The 17745-nt window shown below is 70.0% G+C and carries 12 protein-coding genes and 2 pseudogenes; 6 read left to right on the top strand and 8 right to left on the bottom strand.

Annotation, left to right across the window (positions count from 1 at the left end):
* Positions 1–237 precede the first annotated feature (237 nt).
* The 6 genes and pseudogenes from DQ392_RS35290 to DQ392_RS17710 form a co-directional block, all read left to right on the top strand.
* Positions 238–783: pseudogene (locus DQ392_RS35290) on the top strand (MFS transporter); the annotation flags it as partial.
* Positions 784–847: 64 nt separating this feature from the next.
* Positions 848–1498 (top strand): MFS transporter, encoded by a 651-nt coding sequence (locus tag DQ392_RS35285; RefSeq protein ID WP_245981611.1) that lies wholly within the window; start codon positions 848–850, stop codon positions 1496–1498.
* Between the two features lie 24 nt (positions 1499–1522).
* Positions 1523–2938, top strand: a complete 1416-nt coding sequence (locus DQ392_RS17725; protein ID WP_114016582.1) for a phosphotransferase — start codon at positions 1523–1525, stop codon at positions 2936–2938.
* A gap of 11 nt (positions 2939–2949) precedes the next feature.
* On the top strand, positions 2950–4017 hold the full coding sequence (locus tag DQ392_RS17720) for a bifunctional class I SAM-dependent methyltransferase/NUDIX hydrolase (protein ID WP_245981610.1): 1068 nt from the start codon (positions 2950–2952) through the stop codon (positions 4015–4017).
* A gap of 246 nt (positions 4018–4263) precedes the next feature.
* Positions 4264–4764, top strand: a complete 501-nt coding sequence (locus DQ392_RS17715) for an NUDIX domain-containing protein (RefSeq protein ID WP_114016580.1) — start codon at positions 4264–4266, stop codon at positions 4762–4764.
* A gap of 83 nt (positions 4765–4847) precedes the next feature.
* Positions 4848–5948, top strand: a complete 1101-nt coding sequence (locus DQ392_RS17710; RefSeq protein WP_245981608.1) for an NUDIX hydrolase — start codon at positions 4848–4850, stop codon at positions 5946–5948.
* 161 nt (positions 5949–6109) lie between these two features.
* Here the strand turns inward: DQ392_RS17710 and DQ392_RS17705 are convergent, their stop codons facing one another.
* The 8 genes and pseudogenes from DQ392_RS17705 to DQ392_RS17670 form a co-directional block, all read right to left on the bottom strand.
* A complete protein-coding gene (locus DQ392_RS17705; protein ID WP_245981607.1) occupies positions 6110–6739 on the bottom strand; it encodes a DUF6461 domain-containing protein in 630 nt (209 codons plus the stop codon).
* Between the two features lie 297 nt (positions 6740–7036).
* Positions 7037–7242, bottom strand: a pseudogene (locus DQ392_RS35280) (hypothetical protein); the annotation flags it as partial.
* Positions 7243–7301: 59 nt separating this feature from the next.
* Positions 7302–9107 (bottom strand): sulfatase, encoded by a 1806-nt coding sequence (locus tag DQ392_RS17695; protein ID WP_114016577.1) that lies wholly within the window; start codon positions 9105–9107, stop codon positions 7302–7304.
* Positions 9104–11059, bottom strand: a complete 1956-nt coding sequence (locus tag DQ392_RS17690) for a glycoside hydrolase family 2 protein (RefSeq protein WP_245981605.1) — start codon at positions 11057–11059, stop codon at positions 9104–9106. The genes DQ392_RS17695 and DQ392_RS17690 overlap by 4 nt, the downstream gene beginning before the upstream one ends.
* 23 nt (positions 11060–11082) lie before the next feature.
* Positions 11083–14091, bottom strand: a complete 3009-nt coding sequence (locus DQ392_RS17685) for an alpha-mannosidase (RefSeq protein WP_114016618.1) — start codon at positions 14089–14091, stop codon at positions 11083–11085.
* A gap of 172 nt (positions 14092–14263) precedes the next feature.
* A complete protein-coding gene (locus DQ392_RS17680) occupies positions 14264–15148 on the bottom strand; it encodes a carbohydrate ABC transporter permease (protein WP_114016576.1) in 885 nt (294 codons plus the stop codon).
* A complete protein-coding gene (locus tag DQ392_RS17675; RefSeq protein ID WP_114016575.1) occupies positions 15148–16059 on the bottom strand; it encodes a carbohydrate ABC transporter permease in 912 nt (303 codons plus the stop codon). Before DQ392_RS17675 ends, DQ392_RS17680 begins: the two co-directional genes overlap by 1 nt.
* A complete protein-coding gene (locus DQ392_RS17670) occupies positions 16056–17393 on the bottom strand; it encodes an ABC transporter substrate-binding protein (protein WP_114016574.1) in 1338 nt (445 codons plus the stop codon). Before DQ392_RS17670 ends, DQ392_RS17675 begins: the two co-directional genes overlap by 4 nt.
* Positions 17394–17745: the final 352 nt, after the last annotated feature.

Below are 17745 nucleotides of genomic sequence, written 5' to 3'. Positions count from 1 at the left end.
GGTGGGGCAGGGGGATCAGCCACCTGAGCCATCGAGGGCAGCCAGCATGAAAACCATCCCTGCCCCACCCGCGCTGTCCCAGAGTCGCGAACTCCCGGGACGCGCTCAAGAAGGTAGGGCCTCGTGACTGCCTGCTCCGGCGCTGCCTTGACTCGCGCGGCGCTGTGGGGGCAGCCGCACTTCCGGCGGTACGTGACTGGTCAGACAGCCAGCGTGGCGGGCAGCAGCTCCGTCAGCATGAGGGTGGTTCCCGTGCTGGCCGTGACAGAACTGGACGCCACCATCAGCGAAGTCGCCTGGCTCATCTTCCTGGGCCAACTTCCACCGGCGCTGCTCGCCTTGCCCGCCGGCGCGCTCGCCGGCGCGCTCGCCGACCGCTCGCCCAAGCGGACACTGATGATCACCGGTGACCTGGTCAGCGCCGGTGCGATGGCCACCGTCCCGGTCACGGCCGCGTGGGGATCGCTGGCCTTGCCGCAGCTCATGGCTGTCACGGTGGTCCAAAGCGCCACCAACGCACTGCACGACGCGGTGGCCATCAGCTTCCTGCCCAGCTTGGCCGACCGGTCCCTGATCCAGCGGAGCAACAGCCGCGTGGGCGCGCTCTTCGCGGTCACCGCCACTGCCGGCAGCCATCTGGGCGCCGTCTTGACGGCCCTCCTCGGCCCTGCCCGTGCGCTCCTGGCGGACGTCGGCTGCTACCTGATCAGCGCCTGGCGCACCGCCCGCGTCCACCCCCTCTCCCCCGACCGGGCGGTCGGCAGAAAGCACACCGTGCGCCGAGAGATCGGCGCGGGCCTGCGCTACGTGCACCGCGACACCCGCCTGCGCACGCTCACCTGGGTCAATGCCGGCGCCTCGTTCGCTCTGGCGCCGCTCAACACTCTGGGCGCTCCACCTGCTGCGCGCCCTCGCCATGAGCACCACGGCCTTCGGCGTGACCTTGGGGATCGGGGCGCTGGGTGCACTCCTCGGAGCGTTGAGCGCACCGGGGCTCGCGCGCCGCTTCGGGCCCGGCCCGATGATGCTCACGGCACTCGCCGGGACCCCGCTCACACACGTCCCCGTGCTCCTCGCCTCTCCTGGCCTCGCGTGGCAGGCCGCCATCGGCGCTGCCCTGATACTGCGGTTGGGCTGGGCCAGCGCCGTGGGCACCACCCAGCGCTCCGTCCGCCAGGTCATCACCCGCTCGGACACGCGAGGACGCATGCAGGCCGCGAGCACATGGCTGACCGCCGGCTCCCGGCCCCTGGCCGCGCTCCTCGCCGGCACGCTCGGCACGCGGCTCGGCGTGCGCCCCACACTGGTCACGGGCGCCTGCCTGCTTCTGGTACCCCTCGCGGTCCTCGCCCGCTCCCCGCTGCGCGCGCTGCGGAAGATGCCCGATCCACCCTCGACGCCCAACCGGGAAAAAGGCCCCCTCTGCCACCGGCGGCTTCCGCCCCGCCGCATGCCCCACCGTCCCACGGCCCGTACATCCGGACGAGATGCGAGATGAGGGCGTCGGGAAGTGGAGGCTGACATGAGCGAGGACAAGCGCCACCGCGAGCCGGTCGACGTCCACCTGATCCTGCGCCGCGGCGGCACCGCAAGCCCCGAGATCCTGCTTTCGCGGCGGGCAGGCCCGGTGTATGCCTCCGGGCTCTGGCACCTGCCCTCCGGGCATCTGGACGGCCCCCACGAGGACATCGTCGAAGCGCTGGTGCGCGAGGCACGGGAGGAGACCGGCGTCACCATCGACGCAGCCGACGTCCACGCCGCCGTGACCGTGCACCACCGCAGCCCCGGCGGCGCGGCGCGCATCGGCGTCCTGTGCGAAGTGCGGCGCTGGGAGGGAACGCCCGGCGTCCGGGAGCCGCAGGTGTGCGATGCCATGGACTGGTTCCGCCTGGACGACGGCCTCCCCCACCCGATGGTGGCGTACTGCCGCGCCGGCCTGGACGCCTACCGGGCCGGCGCGCGGCTCGCACTGCACTTCCAGCACCCCGCAGACGCGATCGCCTACACCCCCGAGCAGGACCGCCTCCGACTCGTCACCGCCGCCGGGGGTCCGGTCGTCGCGAGCGAACCGGATGGTCGGGTACGGCAGTTCGCCGAGCGGGCTGTCGGCCGCATCGTTTCCTGGACGGACACCTCGTGGGTCCGGGAAGGCAGCCGGGTGTGGCGTGCGCACGGCGCAGCGGGCGGAACCTGGTACGTGAAGGTCCACCAGGGTGATCGGTTCCATGCGCGAGAAGTGGGCGCCTACCGCACCTGGGTGCCGCGTCTCGGCGCGGCCGCGCCCCGGCTGGTGGCCGCCGACTCCCGGCTGCGAGCCGTGGTGGTCACCGCGGCGCCGGGACGTCCGCTGCACGGCACGGTCCCTTCATCCCGCGAGCAGCAGGTCCTCTTCCGCCGGATTGGTGCTCTCGCCGCGGCCATCCACACCAGCGCGCCCCCGCAACCAGGTCCGGCCCCTGGGGACATGCAGCTGGAAAAGATCGAGCACCACCTTCGCCGAGCACGTCCCCATCTCGGCCCGGGTGATGAGGACTTCCTCCGTGTACGGGCGGGGCGGGCCCGGGAACTGCCTGACGTGGAGTGTGTTGCGACGCACGGGGATTTCCAGCTCCGCAATCTCCTGTGCGCCGAGGACGGCGGCCTCGCGGTGATCGACTTCGAACGCAGCGAGCCCGGGCCCGCCGTCCGGGATCTGGTGCGTCTCTCCGACGCCTGGGCCGGAAGGCCGGATCTGTACGACGCCTTCCTGACCGGCTACGGCCGCACACTCACCCTGGTCGAAGAAGAACGCCTGACCGTCGACTCAGCCCTCGACGCCCTGTCCGGCATCCAGTACGGCGCCGCCCATGGCGACCCCGAACTGCTGGAGCGCGGCCTGCGCACCTTGGCGCGCCTGCGCGCCGATGACCGCTGTAAGCCCTGCCCACACCACCGATGAGGAGCGCACCTGTGGCATACGCCCGATCCGACTGGTCGCGACACTACCAGCAGGGCCGCGGCTTTCGGCCGCTGCGCGAGGTGGAGCGCGATCTGCTTGCCCGGCACACGCCCGCACCCGACGGCGGCCGGGCGCTGGAGGTCGGCTGCGGCACCGGCGAACTCGCCGCTCACCTCGCCGGGCTCGGCTATGAAGTCGACGCACTCGACTTCGCTGAAGGCGCCCTGACTCGTGCGCGGAAGGCACACGAGGGTGTCGAAGGTCTCCGTTGGCTGTGTCTGGACATCGAGCACGACGACCCGGCCGACCTCGACGACGACGGCTACGACCTGATCACCATGCGTCTGATGCTCGCCTTCGTGCGCGACCGGACCCGGGTGGTGCGCGATCTGGCCGCGCGGCTGCGGCCCGGCGGCGCCCTGGTGGTCATCACCCCGGTCGCGGCGAACACCCCCGCGGAGCGGCGGCGCATCGCCCTGGACGAGGACGAACTCGCCCTGCTCACCGAGGGCTGGAACCAGGTGGAGCGGCACGACGCCGACGGGCTCGCGTTCTTGGTGCTGCGCGAGTCGGCCACCTCCTTCGAAGCGGTGGAGAAGGGGCGTCCGCAGCCGCAGGCGGTCCTCGGTGCGTGCGTGGTGGTCACCGACGACTGCGGGCGCGTCCTGCTCGGGCGTTCCACCCGCGGCGTGTGGGAACTGCCCGGCGGCCGCATCGAGACCGGCGAGTGCGCCCAGGAGACGGCCGTACGGGAACTGGCCGAGGAAACCGGCCTGAGCGCACACCTCGACGACGCGTACCTGCTGACCATCCTCCACGACGACCTCGCCGACGTCCGCCGCGTCTCGGCGGTGGTCCGCGTCACCGCCTGGACCGGCACCCCCCAGGTCCGCGAGCCGCACCACTTCACCCGCTGGGAGTGGCACCCGACGCACACCCTGGCCAGCCTCGGCGCCGTCTTCGCGCCCTCCGCACAGGCGCTCGAGGCGACCTGGCCCGGCGTGCTGCCCGGCCTGCCCCGGGTGCATGCCTACGCCCTGGCCGAAGCCCTGACCGCCATGGGCAACGCACATGAATGAAGCGCACACCCGCACGGTCGCCGGCACGCTCGTCCTCGCCCACCACCTGCTTCCGGTGAACGTGGAAGAAGCGGGCGGCGGTCGAGCTGGCCCGGTTCGCGCGTACGGAACGAGTGCCGGTACCAGCGGAGCGGCGCACGATCGAGGGCGAACTGGCGGAGCACGGTGGGCAGCTGACCTGCTGCGACCCCAACTCAATCAACCAGCGCCCCCGATTCCACCGACGGAACCTTCCAGGAGGACGGCATGAGCGGTACCTGGCTCCCGCCCGAGCAGTACGTCGCCACCTTGCCCAAAGCCACCATCTACGGCTGCTTCTACGCCACTGACCAGGACGATCGTCCGATCCAACTGCGCTCCGCCCACGACCCGGCGGTGTGGCAGTGGCCCGGCGGCAACCTGGACGACCCGGACGAGACACCGTGGGGCTGCGCGGTACGGGAGTGCATGGAGGAGACCGGCCTGCGCATCGCGGAGGTGCCGCGGCTGCTGGCCGTGCACTTCCTTCCTCCCCTCGGCGGCTGGACCACCCACAAGATCGGCTTCGTATTCGACGGCGGTCAACTCGACCACCGGCAGATCGACCGCATCGTCCTGGACCCCGATGAGCACATAGAAGTCGCCATCCGGCCCCTGGAGGAGTGGCGCACGCAGATGAGCGCCTTTGCCTTCCGCCGTCTGGCCGCAGTGGCCGAGGCCCGCCGCAGCGGATCGGTCTGCTACCTGGAGCAGCCACCTACGTCCTGACCGCCGCCCGGTGCGGCGGCCGTCGCCGCACCGGGGCCGCACCGACCGTCCGTCACGTGAGGGAAGCCGAGATGGAATCACCGATGCACAGCACGCCCTACGTTCCGGAACAGCCGAGGATGAGTCAGGAGGAGTACGCCCGCTCCCGGCACGCGGTGTGGCTGGGCGCGACAGCCCTTTTCACCGACGAGTTGGGCAACGTCCTGCTGGTGAAACCGACCTACCGCAGCCAGTGGCTGCTGCCGGGCGGCGCCGCCGACCCCGGCGAGAGCCCCGAGATCGCGTGCCGGCGCGAAGTCCGGGAGGAACTCGGGCTCTCGCGCTCTCCCGTCAGGCTTCTGGCCGTGCACTGGCTCACCCCAGGGCACCCGGACATCGCCGCCGACCTGCCCTTCCCCGGGGAGGTACGGTATGTCCTGGACGGCGGAGTCCTCACCGAAGCGGACATCGCCGCCCTGTGTCTGCCGCCGGACGAACTCAGCGGGTACGAGTTCCTCGATTCGCGGGCCGCGGCCGAGCGGATGACCCCGGTGGATGCGCGGATCATGCTGGCTGCCTTGCGTGCCCGCCTGGCCGGCACGACCGCTCACCTCGCCGACGGCCGGCACGTCACCGAGGCGCCGCCTCTGGATCGGCACGACGTGCACACCCGGCCTCGATCCGGCCGCCAGTGGCCCTGGCACCCCGGTCAGGTCCCGGACGGCCTGCGAGTGCGCCAGGCATGGGGCTGGCTCTTCGCCCCCGACGGGCGTGTGGTGGTGGTCGTCGACCCGGCCAAACGGCTGGTCATGCTCCCCGGAGGCACCGTCGAGCCGACCGACGCCTCCCCCGAAGACGCCCTGGTGCGGGAGGCCGAGGAGGAAGCCCGGCTCACCCTCGGCCAGGTGCAGCGACTGGGGTGGGTGTACGACGCGGCGGGCGAGGCCTATGGCGGCATCGGCGAGTGCGCCCGCCTCCGCCTGACGGCCCCCATCACCGCGATCGGCCCCTCCGCTGTCGACCCAGCCGTGGGTCGCCGCCTCGTACGGCTGCTGGCCATGCCCGAGCAGGCCGCCGCACTGCTGGGCTGGGAAGAACAGGGCTACGAACAAGCCCGCCTGGCTGCCGGCATCGCGCACGCGCGATGGGGCATCCCCCTCGCCCCGCCCTCGCCGATCACGGAACTGCCCGCCGATGACGGGTAGAGAACGATCAGAGGGCACACGTGATCGACATCAGCGACATCAGCCCCTTCCCGGACCGGACGTCGGCAAGGGCGAACACCACGCCACCGCCGTGACAGCGAGCCCGAACTTCGCGAGGTGCTCGCCAAGCTAGGTCAAGCACGGCACCGTAGGACACGGACTCAGTACCCTCCGGGCACGCGGATGGACAGCAGGCGGGGGGAGTCGGCTTCCTGGGGCACGGCACAGCCGAGTTCGTGCTGAATCTTCCGGAGTACGACCTCGGGGACGCCGTCTGAACCGCCCCGCTCGATCACCTTCCGGTACCCGGTGATCCCGTCGAGGACGTCCGGTCGGCTTCCGCTGTCGACATGAGGGAGGGCGGGGTCGAAGGAGGAGAGGATTTCTCCGTTCTCCGCGTAGGAGATCCAGGCGGGCCCTGTTTCTCCTTTGAACGCCGAGAGCGCGACCGTGCCGCGCGATACGGAACGGATGACCTCCTTCTTGGCGAGGTAAGGGCCCTCCGATTCGATGGCAAAGCACCAGTCACCATACGTGCCTGCGCGCACCAATGGCCCCTCGGCGCAGATCATCCCACTGTTGCTCAGCTCTTCGATGTCAAGCTCGGGGACGTCTTCCTCTTCGAGCCCCTCTCCTGCCATTTTGATCATCTCGGCTTCCATGCGGTCCAGAAGCACAGGGCAGCAATTTTGTCCTGTTATCTCACAGAGAAGGCTTGCGGGAGAGATACCGCGCACGAAAAGAGCACAGTATCCCGTGTCATACAGGTCTCGGTTCGGCAAAAGTCTCATGGCTTCGGTGATCGCCTTACTTGTCAGCTCCTTACCATGTGGCCTGGTTCGCCGATGACGAGCCAGACCACACAGCGCTCTGCTTCTGTTCTGGTCTTCTTCGCTGGTGCCCCGGCATCCACCCAATAGTGACCATTCTCCAGCAAACACCACTGGACGGTCTTCCGGCCGAGTTCGCCGCCTACGCCCGTATTTTACGAACTGGGCATGCTCGCACGGCTGCACTTTGCGGAGGCGGGTACATCCTCCTCGCCATTACAGAAGCGGGTCCGGTTGTGCTGGGGTGGTGCGCCTTCGCAGCCGCGTCCGCGTGGGTCCTCCGGCCCACGGGTACCAGCCCGAGATGTGGAAGGCGATGGCGTGTTGTCCGGGACCGATGTGCAGTGCCCAGCGCCGACGCGGCCAAGGTGAGGCCGGCCAGTTGGGTGCCGTCCAGCCACCACGCCGTGTCGTCATGACGCGAGTATGTATCGGCACCCGTGGTGGCGGACATGTGTGGCCACTTCCCCTGGTTCCGGCGGACGGACTTCACCCGGAGACCGTGTCGCGCTTCTTCGTCGTTTCAGCTCCGGGGGAAGAGGCGCGCGAGTTCATTCGCCAGTGCGGTCAACTGGTCGCGGTCGGGCCGGCCGGTGGCGGCGGCCAGTTGGAGCAGCGAGACGGAAGTCCGGACCGTCAGCAGTTCGGAGTCGGTGATGCCGGGCACGAACCGGCGCACCGCCTCGACGGCCACCGGGTCGGACAGCAGCACGGCCAGTGGTGTACGCAGGCCGAGTCTGCCCTCGGGGAACTCCTCGGCCCGTGGCGCGTGCTCCAGCGCCGCCGATTGCCGTGGCTGCCGCCGGTGTGCGGCGGCCTGGAGGTGGGCGGTGGTCACCGCTTCCGGGGTTGGGGGCAGGCCGAGGCGCTCGTACTGGTCCGGTGGGGCATCGCCGTCGCGCAGCTGCTCAACCAGCAGGCGGATCATGCGCAGCTCCACGTCGTCGTCCACGACCGGCCGCTCCTGGCCTGGGTCGTCGGCCAGGTCGTAGAGCAGCGCTCCGAACCGTGAGGGGTCGAAGCCGGGCGCTGTTGTGGCGGGGACCCGTAGCGTTCGGACGCCCTTGGTGAAGTCGAAGGGCTCGGCGAGTTCGGCGTCGGCCAGCTCGGCGGGGCTGAAGCGGCCCCGCCCGTGTGTGGGCATCAGGGTGTGTTCGTAGAGGGGCTGGTTGGTCGCGTCGTGACAGGAGCGCATGTAGACCCAGCGGCCGTCGGTGATGTTGACGTGGCCGCCGAACATGCCGAAGACCGCCGAGGTGCGCAGCGGCACTTCGCCCAGGGCGCCGTCGGTCGCCTCGCCCAGGGGGCGGCCCTGCATGTCGGGGGTGGGTTCGAGGCCGAAGAACTCCAGCATTGTCGGGGCGATGTCGATCGTCTGGACGAGGCCGGAGTGGCGGCTGCCCGCGTGCGCGGGCCGGCGCGGGTCCCATACGAACAGGGGGATGTTGGACAGCTCGTTGTACCAGGGCTGAACCAGCTTGCCCCACCAGCCTTTTTCGCCGAGCAGCAGCCCGTGGTCGGTGCACACGATCAGCAGGGTGTCGTCCCACAGGCCGTAGGCGTCCATCGCGTCCAGGACCCGGCCCAGTGAGTTGTCGCACATGGACAGCAGCGCCGCGTACTCGAAGCGTGCGTGGGCGGTCTGTTCCTCGGTCTCGGTGACCTTGGTGTAGTCCGGCCAGTCGAAGTGCGGTCCCTGGTAGTCGTGCGGGTAGAGGTCTTTGTAGCTTTTGTGGCTGAAGAAGGGTTCGTGCGGGTCGAAGGTCTCGATCTGCACGAACCAGTTGTCCTGGGCCCGGTTGACGCGCAGGAACTCCAGTCCCGCGTCGAACGTGAGCGTCTGCGGGTGCTTGTCCTCGGTTTCCATGTGCGCACGGTTGACCCAGTCCTGGCGCCAGAGGTCGTTGCGGTTGCTGTGCAGATCCTCGGGCGGTTCCGGGTCGGCCACCTGCCCCCTCCAGGCGTCGCCTTCCTGGCCTCGGAAGAACTCCCAGGTGTTGTAGCGGCCGTGGTAGGTGGCGCCGCCGTCCTCCCAGTAGTGCTGGTGGTCGCTGACCAGGTGGGTGTACACACCGTGCTGCTTGAGGATCTCGGGCATGGAGTCGTCGAACGGCTCCAGCGGGCCCCAGCTCCGGTGCAGGAAGTTGTGCCTGCCGGTGTGCAGTTCGCGGCGCGCCGGCATGCAGGGCATCGAGCCCACGTAGCAGTTGTCGTACGTGGTGGACAGGGCGGCGAGCCGCGCGAAGTTCGGGGCGTGGACCCAGTCCGCGCCGTAAGGCGGCAGCATGTGCCGGTTGAGGCTGTCGAACATGACCATGACGGCCTTCATGCGTGTGCTCCTCCCGCCGGGCGCGGCCCGCCCGTGGGGCCTGGCTCCTGGCTGCCGCCGGTGGCGTCGTCGCTGCTGACGCGGCCGGCGGTGGCGTCGTCGTTGGTGACGTGCTGCGGCCGTGCGCCGGCTTCGATGGCCGCGGGACGCAGCTGAGCCGAGCGGATGCGCCGGATGTCGAACTTCTCCGACCGGTCGAACCCGTAGATCCCGTTCTGTTCCTGGAAGACGTCGGTGAGCTGCGTGTAGCAGTAGCCGAACATGTCCGGATGGTCGAGCAACACGCCGACCAGCCCCGCGAACCGGGTGTGGAACTCCTCGACGCTGCGTACGCGGTCGCCGTAGCCCCAGGATCCGGTGGCCGTCTGCGGCTGGCCGGCCTCGGCAGGGTTCCACCAGATGCCGCCGAACTCGCTGACGAAGAAGGGCTGTCCGCGGTAGCCGATGGACCAGGACTCACCCGTGGTGTCCGAGCGGTTCACATAGGGCGCGCCGTCAGTGAGTGCCCTGTGCGCGGCGGCGAAGGCTTCCGGATCCTGTTCGTAGTCGTGGCTGTCGAACACGTCGGACTCGGCGATCCGGTGTGCGTAACCGGAGGTGTCGAGGACCGGCCGGGAGGTGTCGTGGGCCTTGGTGGCCAGGAACATGCCGCGCATCACGTCATCCAGCGCGGTGATCCTGTCGCCGTAGTCCTGCCACGTCTCGTTCATCGGGCACCAGCCGATGATCGACGGGTGGGAGTGGTCCCTCTCCAGCACCTCCAGCCACTCCTGGACGTACGACGCGTCCGGTTTCTGGTTGGCGGCCTGGCCCTCGCCCGTGTTGCAGCCCCAGTCCCCGAACTCGCCCCACACCAGGTAGCCCAGCCGGTCGGCGTGGTAGAGGTAGCGCTCCTCGAAGACCTTCTGGTGCAGTCGCGCGCCGTTGAAACCGGCCGCCTGGCCGAGCTCGATGTCCCGCACCAGAGCGGCGTCGCTGGGCGCGGTCATCAGCCCGTCGGGATAGTAGCCCTGGTCCAGCACCAGTCGCTGGAAGACGACGTCGCCGTTGATCCGGATCTGCTTGCCGGTGATGGCGACGCTGCGCAGCCCGGCGTACGACTCGACCGTGTCGACGGCCCGCCCGTCCGGGTCCCGCAACTCGACGACGAGGCCGTAGAGATGCGGGTCGGACGGTGACCACAGCCGGATCCGCTCGGGTGGCAGTACCAGGCTCAGCCGGGGGGTGAGGTCGAGGTCGGCGCGTACGGTGCCGCTGACCACGTCGCCTGCGTCGTCGCTGACGCGGATGTGCACCGCGCCACCGGGCAGGTTCGCCGAGAGCGGCACCTCGACGTCCAGCGCTCCCGCCGCGACGTTCGGTGTGATGCGGGGGCGGCGGACGGCGGTCTGCGGGACCGGTTCCATCCAGACGGTCTGCCAGATCCCGGTGGTACGCCAGTACTTGGCCGCACGCGGGGTGTAGGGCACCGACTGCTTCCCCCGGGCCTGCGGCGCCTCGGGGTCGTCGCGGGCCCGGACCACGAGCGGCACCGGCACCCCCGCGGGGGCGGCGTCGGTGATGTCGAGGCTGAAGCCGGAGAAGCCGCCCCGGTGCCGGCCGACCTCGGTTCCGTTCACCCACACCGTCGCGTCGTGATCGACCGCGCCGAAGTGCAGCAGCACGCGGTCCCCCGCCCACTGCTGCGGGACGGTGACCGTACGGCGGTACCACACCGCCCGCATGAAGTCCTGCTCCCCGACCCCCGACAGCTCGGACTCCGGTGCGAACGGCACGGTGATCGCACCGGACAGCTCCCGCTCGGCCAGTCCGCGCTCCCGGCCGGTGTCGGACCGGTCGGTCTCGAAGCCCCACCTTCCGTTGAGGTTCAGCCAACGGTCACGCCGGAACTGCGGCCGCGGATACTCCGGCCGAGGCGGATCGGACAGGTCAACGCCGGGTTCGGCCGACATCGGGACCACCTTTCGTCGGGCTCTCAGGCGACCGGGTCGCGGAAGCGAAGTGTGAGCAGTTCGAACGGGCGCAGTTCCAGGGCGACCTCGCTCCCCGGCGTCGTCCCCCGGACGGCCTCGCCATCCACGGGACGCTCCAGCAGGTCGGTGGCGAGGGCCTCGCGCCAGGAGAACCGGGTGCGCACGGTCGCGCGGGAGCGGTTCCCGTGTGCCTCGTACAGACGCACGACCAGATCCCCCGAGCGGTCCTCGGCGAGCTTGACGCTCTCCACCACGACGGCCCGGTCGGAGACCTCCAGCAGCGGCTCCGCCGTGGCACCGGGCACCGGGCGCAGGGGAAGCTGCAGCGCGTACCCGTCCGCGACGGCGTCGGGGATTTCTCCGGGACGGAGGCTGACGGAGAAGGCGTGCCGCCCCTGGTCCGCCGACGGGTCCGGGTAGCGCGGCGCGCGCAGCAGGGACAGCCGCACCGTCGTCATCGGGCGGCCGCCCGGCCCCTGCGCGTTGCGGATGTCGTGTCCGTAGACCACGTCGTTGGCGAGGGCGACGCCGTAGCCGGGTTCGCCGACATGCACCCACCGGTGCGCGACGGTCTCGAACCGGGCGGCGTCCCAGGAGGTGTTCTGGTGGATCGGCCGGTGCAGGTGACCGAACTGGATCTCGGAGGTGGAGCGGTCCGTCCTGATGTCCAGCGGAAAGGCGAGCTTGAGCAGCTTCTGCGACTCGTGCCAGTCGATGTCGAAGGAGTAGGTGAGCTTGCCTTCGGACAGCCGGACGGACATGGTGATCACGGTCTCGCCGCGCTCGTGCCGCACCACCACCGCGTCGTCGGCGATGCCGACCGACACCGGTTCGACGAGGTCACACCCGCTGCGCTTGTCCTCGTCGTTGATGTCCCACGCGTCCCACTCCCGCGGGGTGTCGCGGAAGAGCTGGAGGACGCCTCCGGCGAGGCCCGGCGGCAGCAGTTCCCGGTCGGCGACCGGGTCGAGGACCGAGACGAGCGTGCCGCGCCCGTCGATCTCGACGTGCAGCCGCCCGTCGTCGAGCACGAACCGGTCGTCCACCTGGACCGGGACGGCTGCCGGGGGGATCGAGGCGGGTCCGACGCCCCCGGCCGGAACGCCGTGCAGCGGGTACGGTCCCGCGTTGGCCGCGACGAGGCCCGCGCCGTCGTCGCCGCTGCCCCGGCCGCCGGCGTCGGTACCACCGGTGTCGCCGCCGAGCGCGTCGAGTGCGGCCGTCACGAGGGAGCGCAGTTCGGCGGTCACACGGTCGTAGTCCCGCTCGGCGTCCTGGTGCACCCAGGCGATCGAGGTGCCCGGCAGGATGTCGTGGAACTGGAGCAGCAGCACCGTCTCCCAGATCCGCCGCAACGCGTCGTACGGATAGGGGGCTCCGCTGCGCAGGGCAGCGGTCGCCGCCCACAGCTCGGCCTCCCGCAGCAGGGCCTCGCTGTGCCGGTTGCCCCGCTTGCTGCGCGCCTGCGAGATCAGCGTGCCGCGGTGCAGTTCGAGGTACATCTCGCCGACCCACACGGGCGGCGTGGGCAGTTCGGCCTCGGCGGCGCGGAAGAAGCTGTCCGGATCGTCCATCCGCACCCGCGGCGATCCGTCCAGATCGTGCTTGCGTGCGGCCGCTGCCAGCATCTCCCTGGTGGGGCCGCCACCGCCGTCGCCCCATCCGTACAGTCCCAGTACGTGGCGTGCCGCACCCTTCTGCCGGAAGGTCCGCTCGGTGCGCGCGAGGTCGGCGGCGCCCAGGTCGGAATTGTAGGTCTCGGCGGGCGGGAAGTGGGTGAACAGCCGGGAGCCGTCGATGCCTTCCCAGTGGAAGCTCGAGTGGGGCATCGCGTTGGTCTCGTTCCAGGACGGTTTCTGGGTGAGGAAGTAGCGGGCGCCCGCCGCCCTGGCGATCTGCGGCAGCGCGGCCGTGTACCCGAAGGAGTCGGGCAGCCACACCTCCTCGCTGTCCACCCCGAACTCCTCGGCGAAGAAGCGTTTGCCGAGCACGAACTGACGGGCCAGGGCCTCGCCCGAGGGCATGTTGGTGTCGGACTCGACCCACATGCCGCCGACGGGACGGATGACGCCCGCGGCCACTGCCGCTCTGACCCGTTCGAACAGGCGCGGCTGGTGTTCCTTGAGCCAGGCGTACTGCTGCGCCGACGAGGCGGCGAACACGAACTCCGGGTGGCTCTCGCTCAGTTCCAGCACGTTGGCGAACGTCCGCGCCACCTTCCGCACGGTCTCCCGTACCGGCCACAGCCAGGCGCAGTCGATGTGGGCGTGCCCGACAGCGGAGACGATCAGCGCGCTGTCGGCCGCGCGGCCCGCCAGGACGGGGGCGAGGACCTCCCGGCCGCGCGCCGCCGTGCCCGCCACGTCCTCGGGGTCCATGACGTCGACCATGCGCTCCAGCGCGTACACGATCTCGGCGCGCCGCGAGCCCTGCTGGGGAAGGACGTCAACCAGCCCGTCGAGAGTGACGACGTCCTGGAGGAGGTCCCACACCTGCCGGTCGCGCGAGGCGACCGACAGCTCTCTGAGGCGGTAGAGCGGCTCGTCACCCGCGGTCGCCTTGTCGCCCAGCGCCGTGGGCTCGTACTCGTAGGGCACCTGCACGATCGGGTTCGCAGCCGCCTCGATCAGCAGCCGGAAGGGGCCGGGCTCCGGGAGGGGCACCCAGGAGTTGTAGGGCTCGATCGCTTTGACGATCTCTCCGTCCGGGCGGTACACCATCGCCTCGGCCTGGAAGCCCGGCTGGTCCCCTGTGAAGCCCAGGTCGACGACGAGTTCGGCCTGCCCACCGGCCCACTCCGCCGGTACCTCGCCGCAGACCTCGAACCAGGTCGTGTCCCAGGGCCTGCCCCACAGCCGGCCGAGTGCGAACGGCTCGAACGGCTTGTCCACCGCCTCGGCGAACGGCACAGGCTCGCCCCCGACCGTCCACGCGGCGATCCGGACGGGGCGGGTGGCACGGTGGAGGGCAGGCCGGATCCGGAACGTGGTGAACCGTCGGACCCGCTGCATCGCCAGTGCGGTGGCGTCGAGTTGCACCCGGCCATGCGGATTGTCGTCAGCCAAGAGAGCGTCTCCTCTTACGTACTGCTGGTCATGCTGGGGCTTGTGTGCATCGGTCGCTTCGGGCAGGGACAGGGTGCGGCGGCCCCTCGCCATGGGGGAACGAGGGGCCGCGGGGGTGTCAGGCCTTGACGGCACCGCCGAGGCTCGACCGCATCAGGTTTCGCCGCAGGAAGAGGTACAGCACGGCGGGCGGCGCCATGTAGACGACGGCGCTGGCGGCGAGTACACCCCAGTCGACCTGGTTGAAGGCGGTGAACGAGCGGAACAGTCCGATCGAGAGCGGGTAGAGGTCGGGCGACTGCAACAGCACGAGCGGGGTGAGGAAGTCACCCCACACGGCCATGAACGTCAGCATCGCGGCGGCGCCGAGCCCCGGGCCGACCAGCGGCAGGATGACCCGGCGGATCGCGCCGAACCGGCTGCTGCCGTCGAGCCACGCCGCCTCCTCCAGCTCGAACGGGATGGCGTCGATGGTCCCCTTCAGCAGCCACAGTGTGATCGGCAGCGCCGCCGAGGCCTCGACCAGGATCAGTCCGAGATAGCTGTCGTCCAGCTCGATCTTCACCATCAGCAGGTACAGGGCGACGATCGTGGCGGGCGGCGGGATCACCCGGATCAGCAGGATCGCGAACATGAAGGTCCTGCGTCCGCGGAACCGGTAGCGGGACAGCGCGTAGGCTCCGAGAACTCCGCAGGCCAGATTGAGCGCGGTCGCGGCGAACGAGACGATGACGCTGTTCAGGAACAGCCGCGGGGTGGCGCCGTCGGTGAAGAACCGGGCGAAGTTGTCCAGCGTGAACGCCGGGAGGCCGACCGTGGGCCCCCCGTCGGCGTCGACGGCCGTGAGCACGACCCAGGCGAACGGTACGACGCAGAACAGCGCCAGCAGCACCATCAGTACGTACTGCAGCGCGCGCTGCACCACCGCCCACAGCGGCGTGCGACGGCGCGGACCGGCAGGTGCGGGGGCCCCTCCGGGCTCGACGGTTGTCGTGGCCGCCATCAGACCTCCACCTTGGCCAGCCGGGCGTAGGTCATGCCCAGGATCGTCAGCAGGATGAGCAGGATCACGGAGGCGGCACTGCCCAGGCCGATCTGGGAGTACTTGAAGGCGCTCTGGAAGATCTGGATGGAGGCGATCTCCGTGTCCTGGCCCGGGCCGCCCTGGGTCAGGAAGTAGACCAGCCCGAAGACGCCCACGGTGGTGATGGTGGTGAGCAGCAGGTAGAGGAAGACCGGACCGCGGATGAGGGGCAGGGTGATGTGCCGGAAGATCTGGAGGGCGCTCGCACCGTCCATCCGCGAGGCCTCGATCAGCTCGTCGGGCACATCCTCCAGCGCCGCCTGGAACATGATCATGGCGAACGCGATACCGCGCCAGACGTTGATGAGGATCACCGATGCCATGGGGTACTCCTGCAACGGTGCCGCGGCGCCCGATCCGAACACCCCCAGCAGCCGGTTGAACGTGCTGTCGCTCTCGGAGGAGAGCACGCTCGCCCAGGTCAACGAGGCGACCACCTCGGGCACCACCATCGGCAGGAGCATCAGCGCACCGAACAGGCCCTTGCCGCGCAGCCACTTGTGGCGCAGCAGCAGTGCGGCGAGCATGCCGAGCACCGTCTGCCCGATGATCGCCGACCAGAACACGAACTCCGCCGTGCGGCCCAGCGATCCGAGGAAGTCCTCGGAGCCGAGCAGGTTCCGGAAGTTCTCCAGCCCGACGAACTGCGGGTCACGTGCGGCGAATCCGGTCAGCTGTGTGTCGGTGAGACCCAGGTAGACGCCGTAGGCGGCCGGGGCGACCACGAAGACCGCGATCAGCAGGACGGAGGGGCCCAGCAGCAGGGGCAGCGCGGCACGGTCCCGCCGGCGGCGTGCCGTACGGGCGGCCAGGGCTTTGGCCGTGCTCATTTCGCCACCCGGGTGCTGCCGAGCAGCTCCTCGGCCTCCTCGGCGAAGGCGTCGGCAGCCTGGCTGCCGTCGGCCTCGCCGGACACGATTTTCGCCGTCGCGCCCTGGACCGCCTGGGAGACCCGGTCCTCTCCGTCACCCAGTGGTGGCTGGATGCTGGACTTCAGCTTCTCCTCCGTCTGGAGCAACGACGGCTCGTTCCGGTAAGGGGCGGTGTGGGAGAGTCCCTTGCGCGGGGAGACCGCGCCCACCGCTGCCAGCTGCTTGGCCAGTGCCTTGCCGGAACTCAGCCACTTCGCGAGCTCGACAGCGGCGTCGGGGTGCGCGGCGTCGGCGTTGACGCTGTAGCCGAAGCCACCGCCGCTGATCGGGGCGGGCTCGGTTCCCGGCACCAGAGCCGGATAGTCCCACGTGCCGATCCGCTTGCGGGAGTCCTTGATGGGCGCAGCCCCCTCGGGGCCCCAGTCGTACTTCCATCCCCAACTGCCCTGGGCCGCTACGGGGAGTGTGCCCTCGGGGAACTTCTGGTACTTCGTGGGCTCCCACGGGTTCGGGTTCTGCAGGTCGCGCACCGGGAGCAGCTTCGCCTTGACGAGGTCCGCGTACAGGTCGAAGGCGGCCGACAGGCCCTTGCTCCGCAGCTTCCACTTCCCCGACTTCTCGTCGTACAGGGTGCTGCCGGTACCGGCCACGATGGGAAGCAGACCTTCGGACCACGATCCGTCGCCCCAGGCGGTTCCGGCGGGAAGCACGATCGGGGCCTCACCGGTCTTGGCACGGACCTGCTTCAGTCTGGCGACCAGCTCGTGCCAGGTGCGCGGCTGCGAGGTGTCGATGCCCAGCCGTTTCAGTACGTCCTTGCGGTAGAAGAGGCTCTGCACACTCGCTTCGTGCGGGACGGAGTAGTAACTGCCGTCCCGCTGCCGTGCGCCGTCCTTCACCGACGGGTAGTACTCGTCCCAGCCGTCCCACGCGTGCAGGTACTTGTCGAGCTTCAGCAGGTAGCCGGCGCCTGCCATGCCGGTCACGTTACTGCCGCCCATGTCCACCACGTCCGGTGCCGTGCCGGAGTAGAACTGCTGCGTGATCTTGGTCCGGAACTGGTCGTCGGTGAGGATGTCGGTGACCAGCTCCACCTTGACACGGCGTCCTTTCTTGGCCATCGCCCGCTCGAACTCCGGTATGAGGTCCTTGACGACAGCGGCGCGGGCCTCCTGGTACTGCAACAGCTTCACCGTCACCACACCGTCCTCACCGGAGGCCGAACAGGCCGTGAGCGCCCCGGTGAGCAGCAATCCGGCCGCGACAGCGGCAAGGACACGATTTCGCCGCATGGTCACCTCTCCTGGCCGTGGTTCGACCCACGCTTTTATCAAACGGATTGGATAAAGTTCGGTGATGCTATGGAGCCAGATCATCCGCCGTCAAGAGATGACGCCAAGTCCCGTAGCGTGTGCGGTGCCCCGCCGGGACGACCCGGCGGGGCACGGTTCCCCCACCCGCCTGGGAAACTTCTACGGGAAGCCCACGGGCCCGCGCCGTTGCGCCGGTCTGGGAAGGAGGCGGAAGGGGAAGGTGGAGCGGGGGGGCTTCGAGACAGGCCGGAGCAGGCTCGAAGAGCCCAGAGGTAGGCGGGCGGAAGCGAGGGACTCCGGGGCAGACGGAGGGACTCCGGGGCAGACGGGA

It is taken from the genome of Streptomyces reniochalinae, from assembly GCF_003323735.1.
GTDB lineage: Bacteria > Actinomycetota > Actinomycetes > Streptomycetales > Streptomycetaceae > Streptomyces > Streptomyces reniochalinae.
Note: the sequence above shows the minus strand (reverse complement) of the source record. Positions and strands in the feature narration are given on the sequence as shown.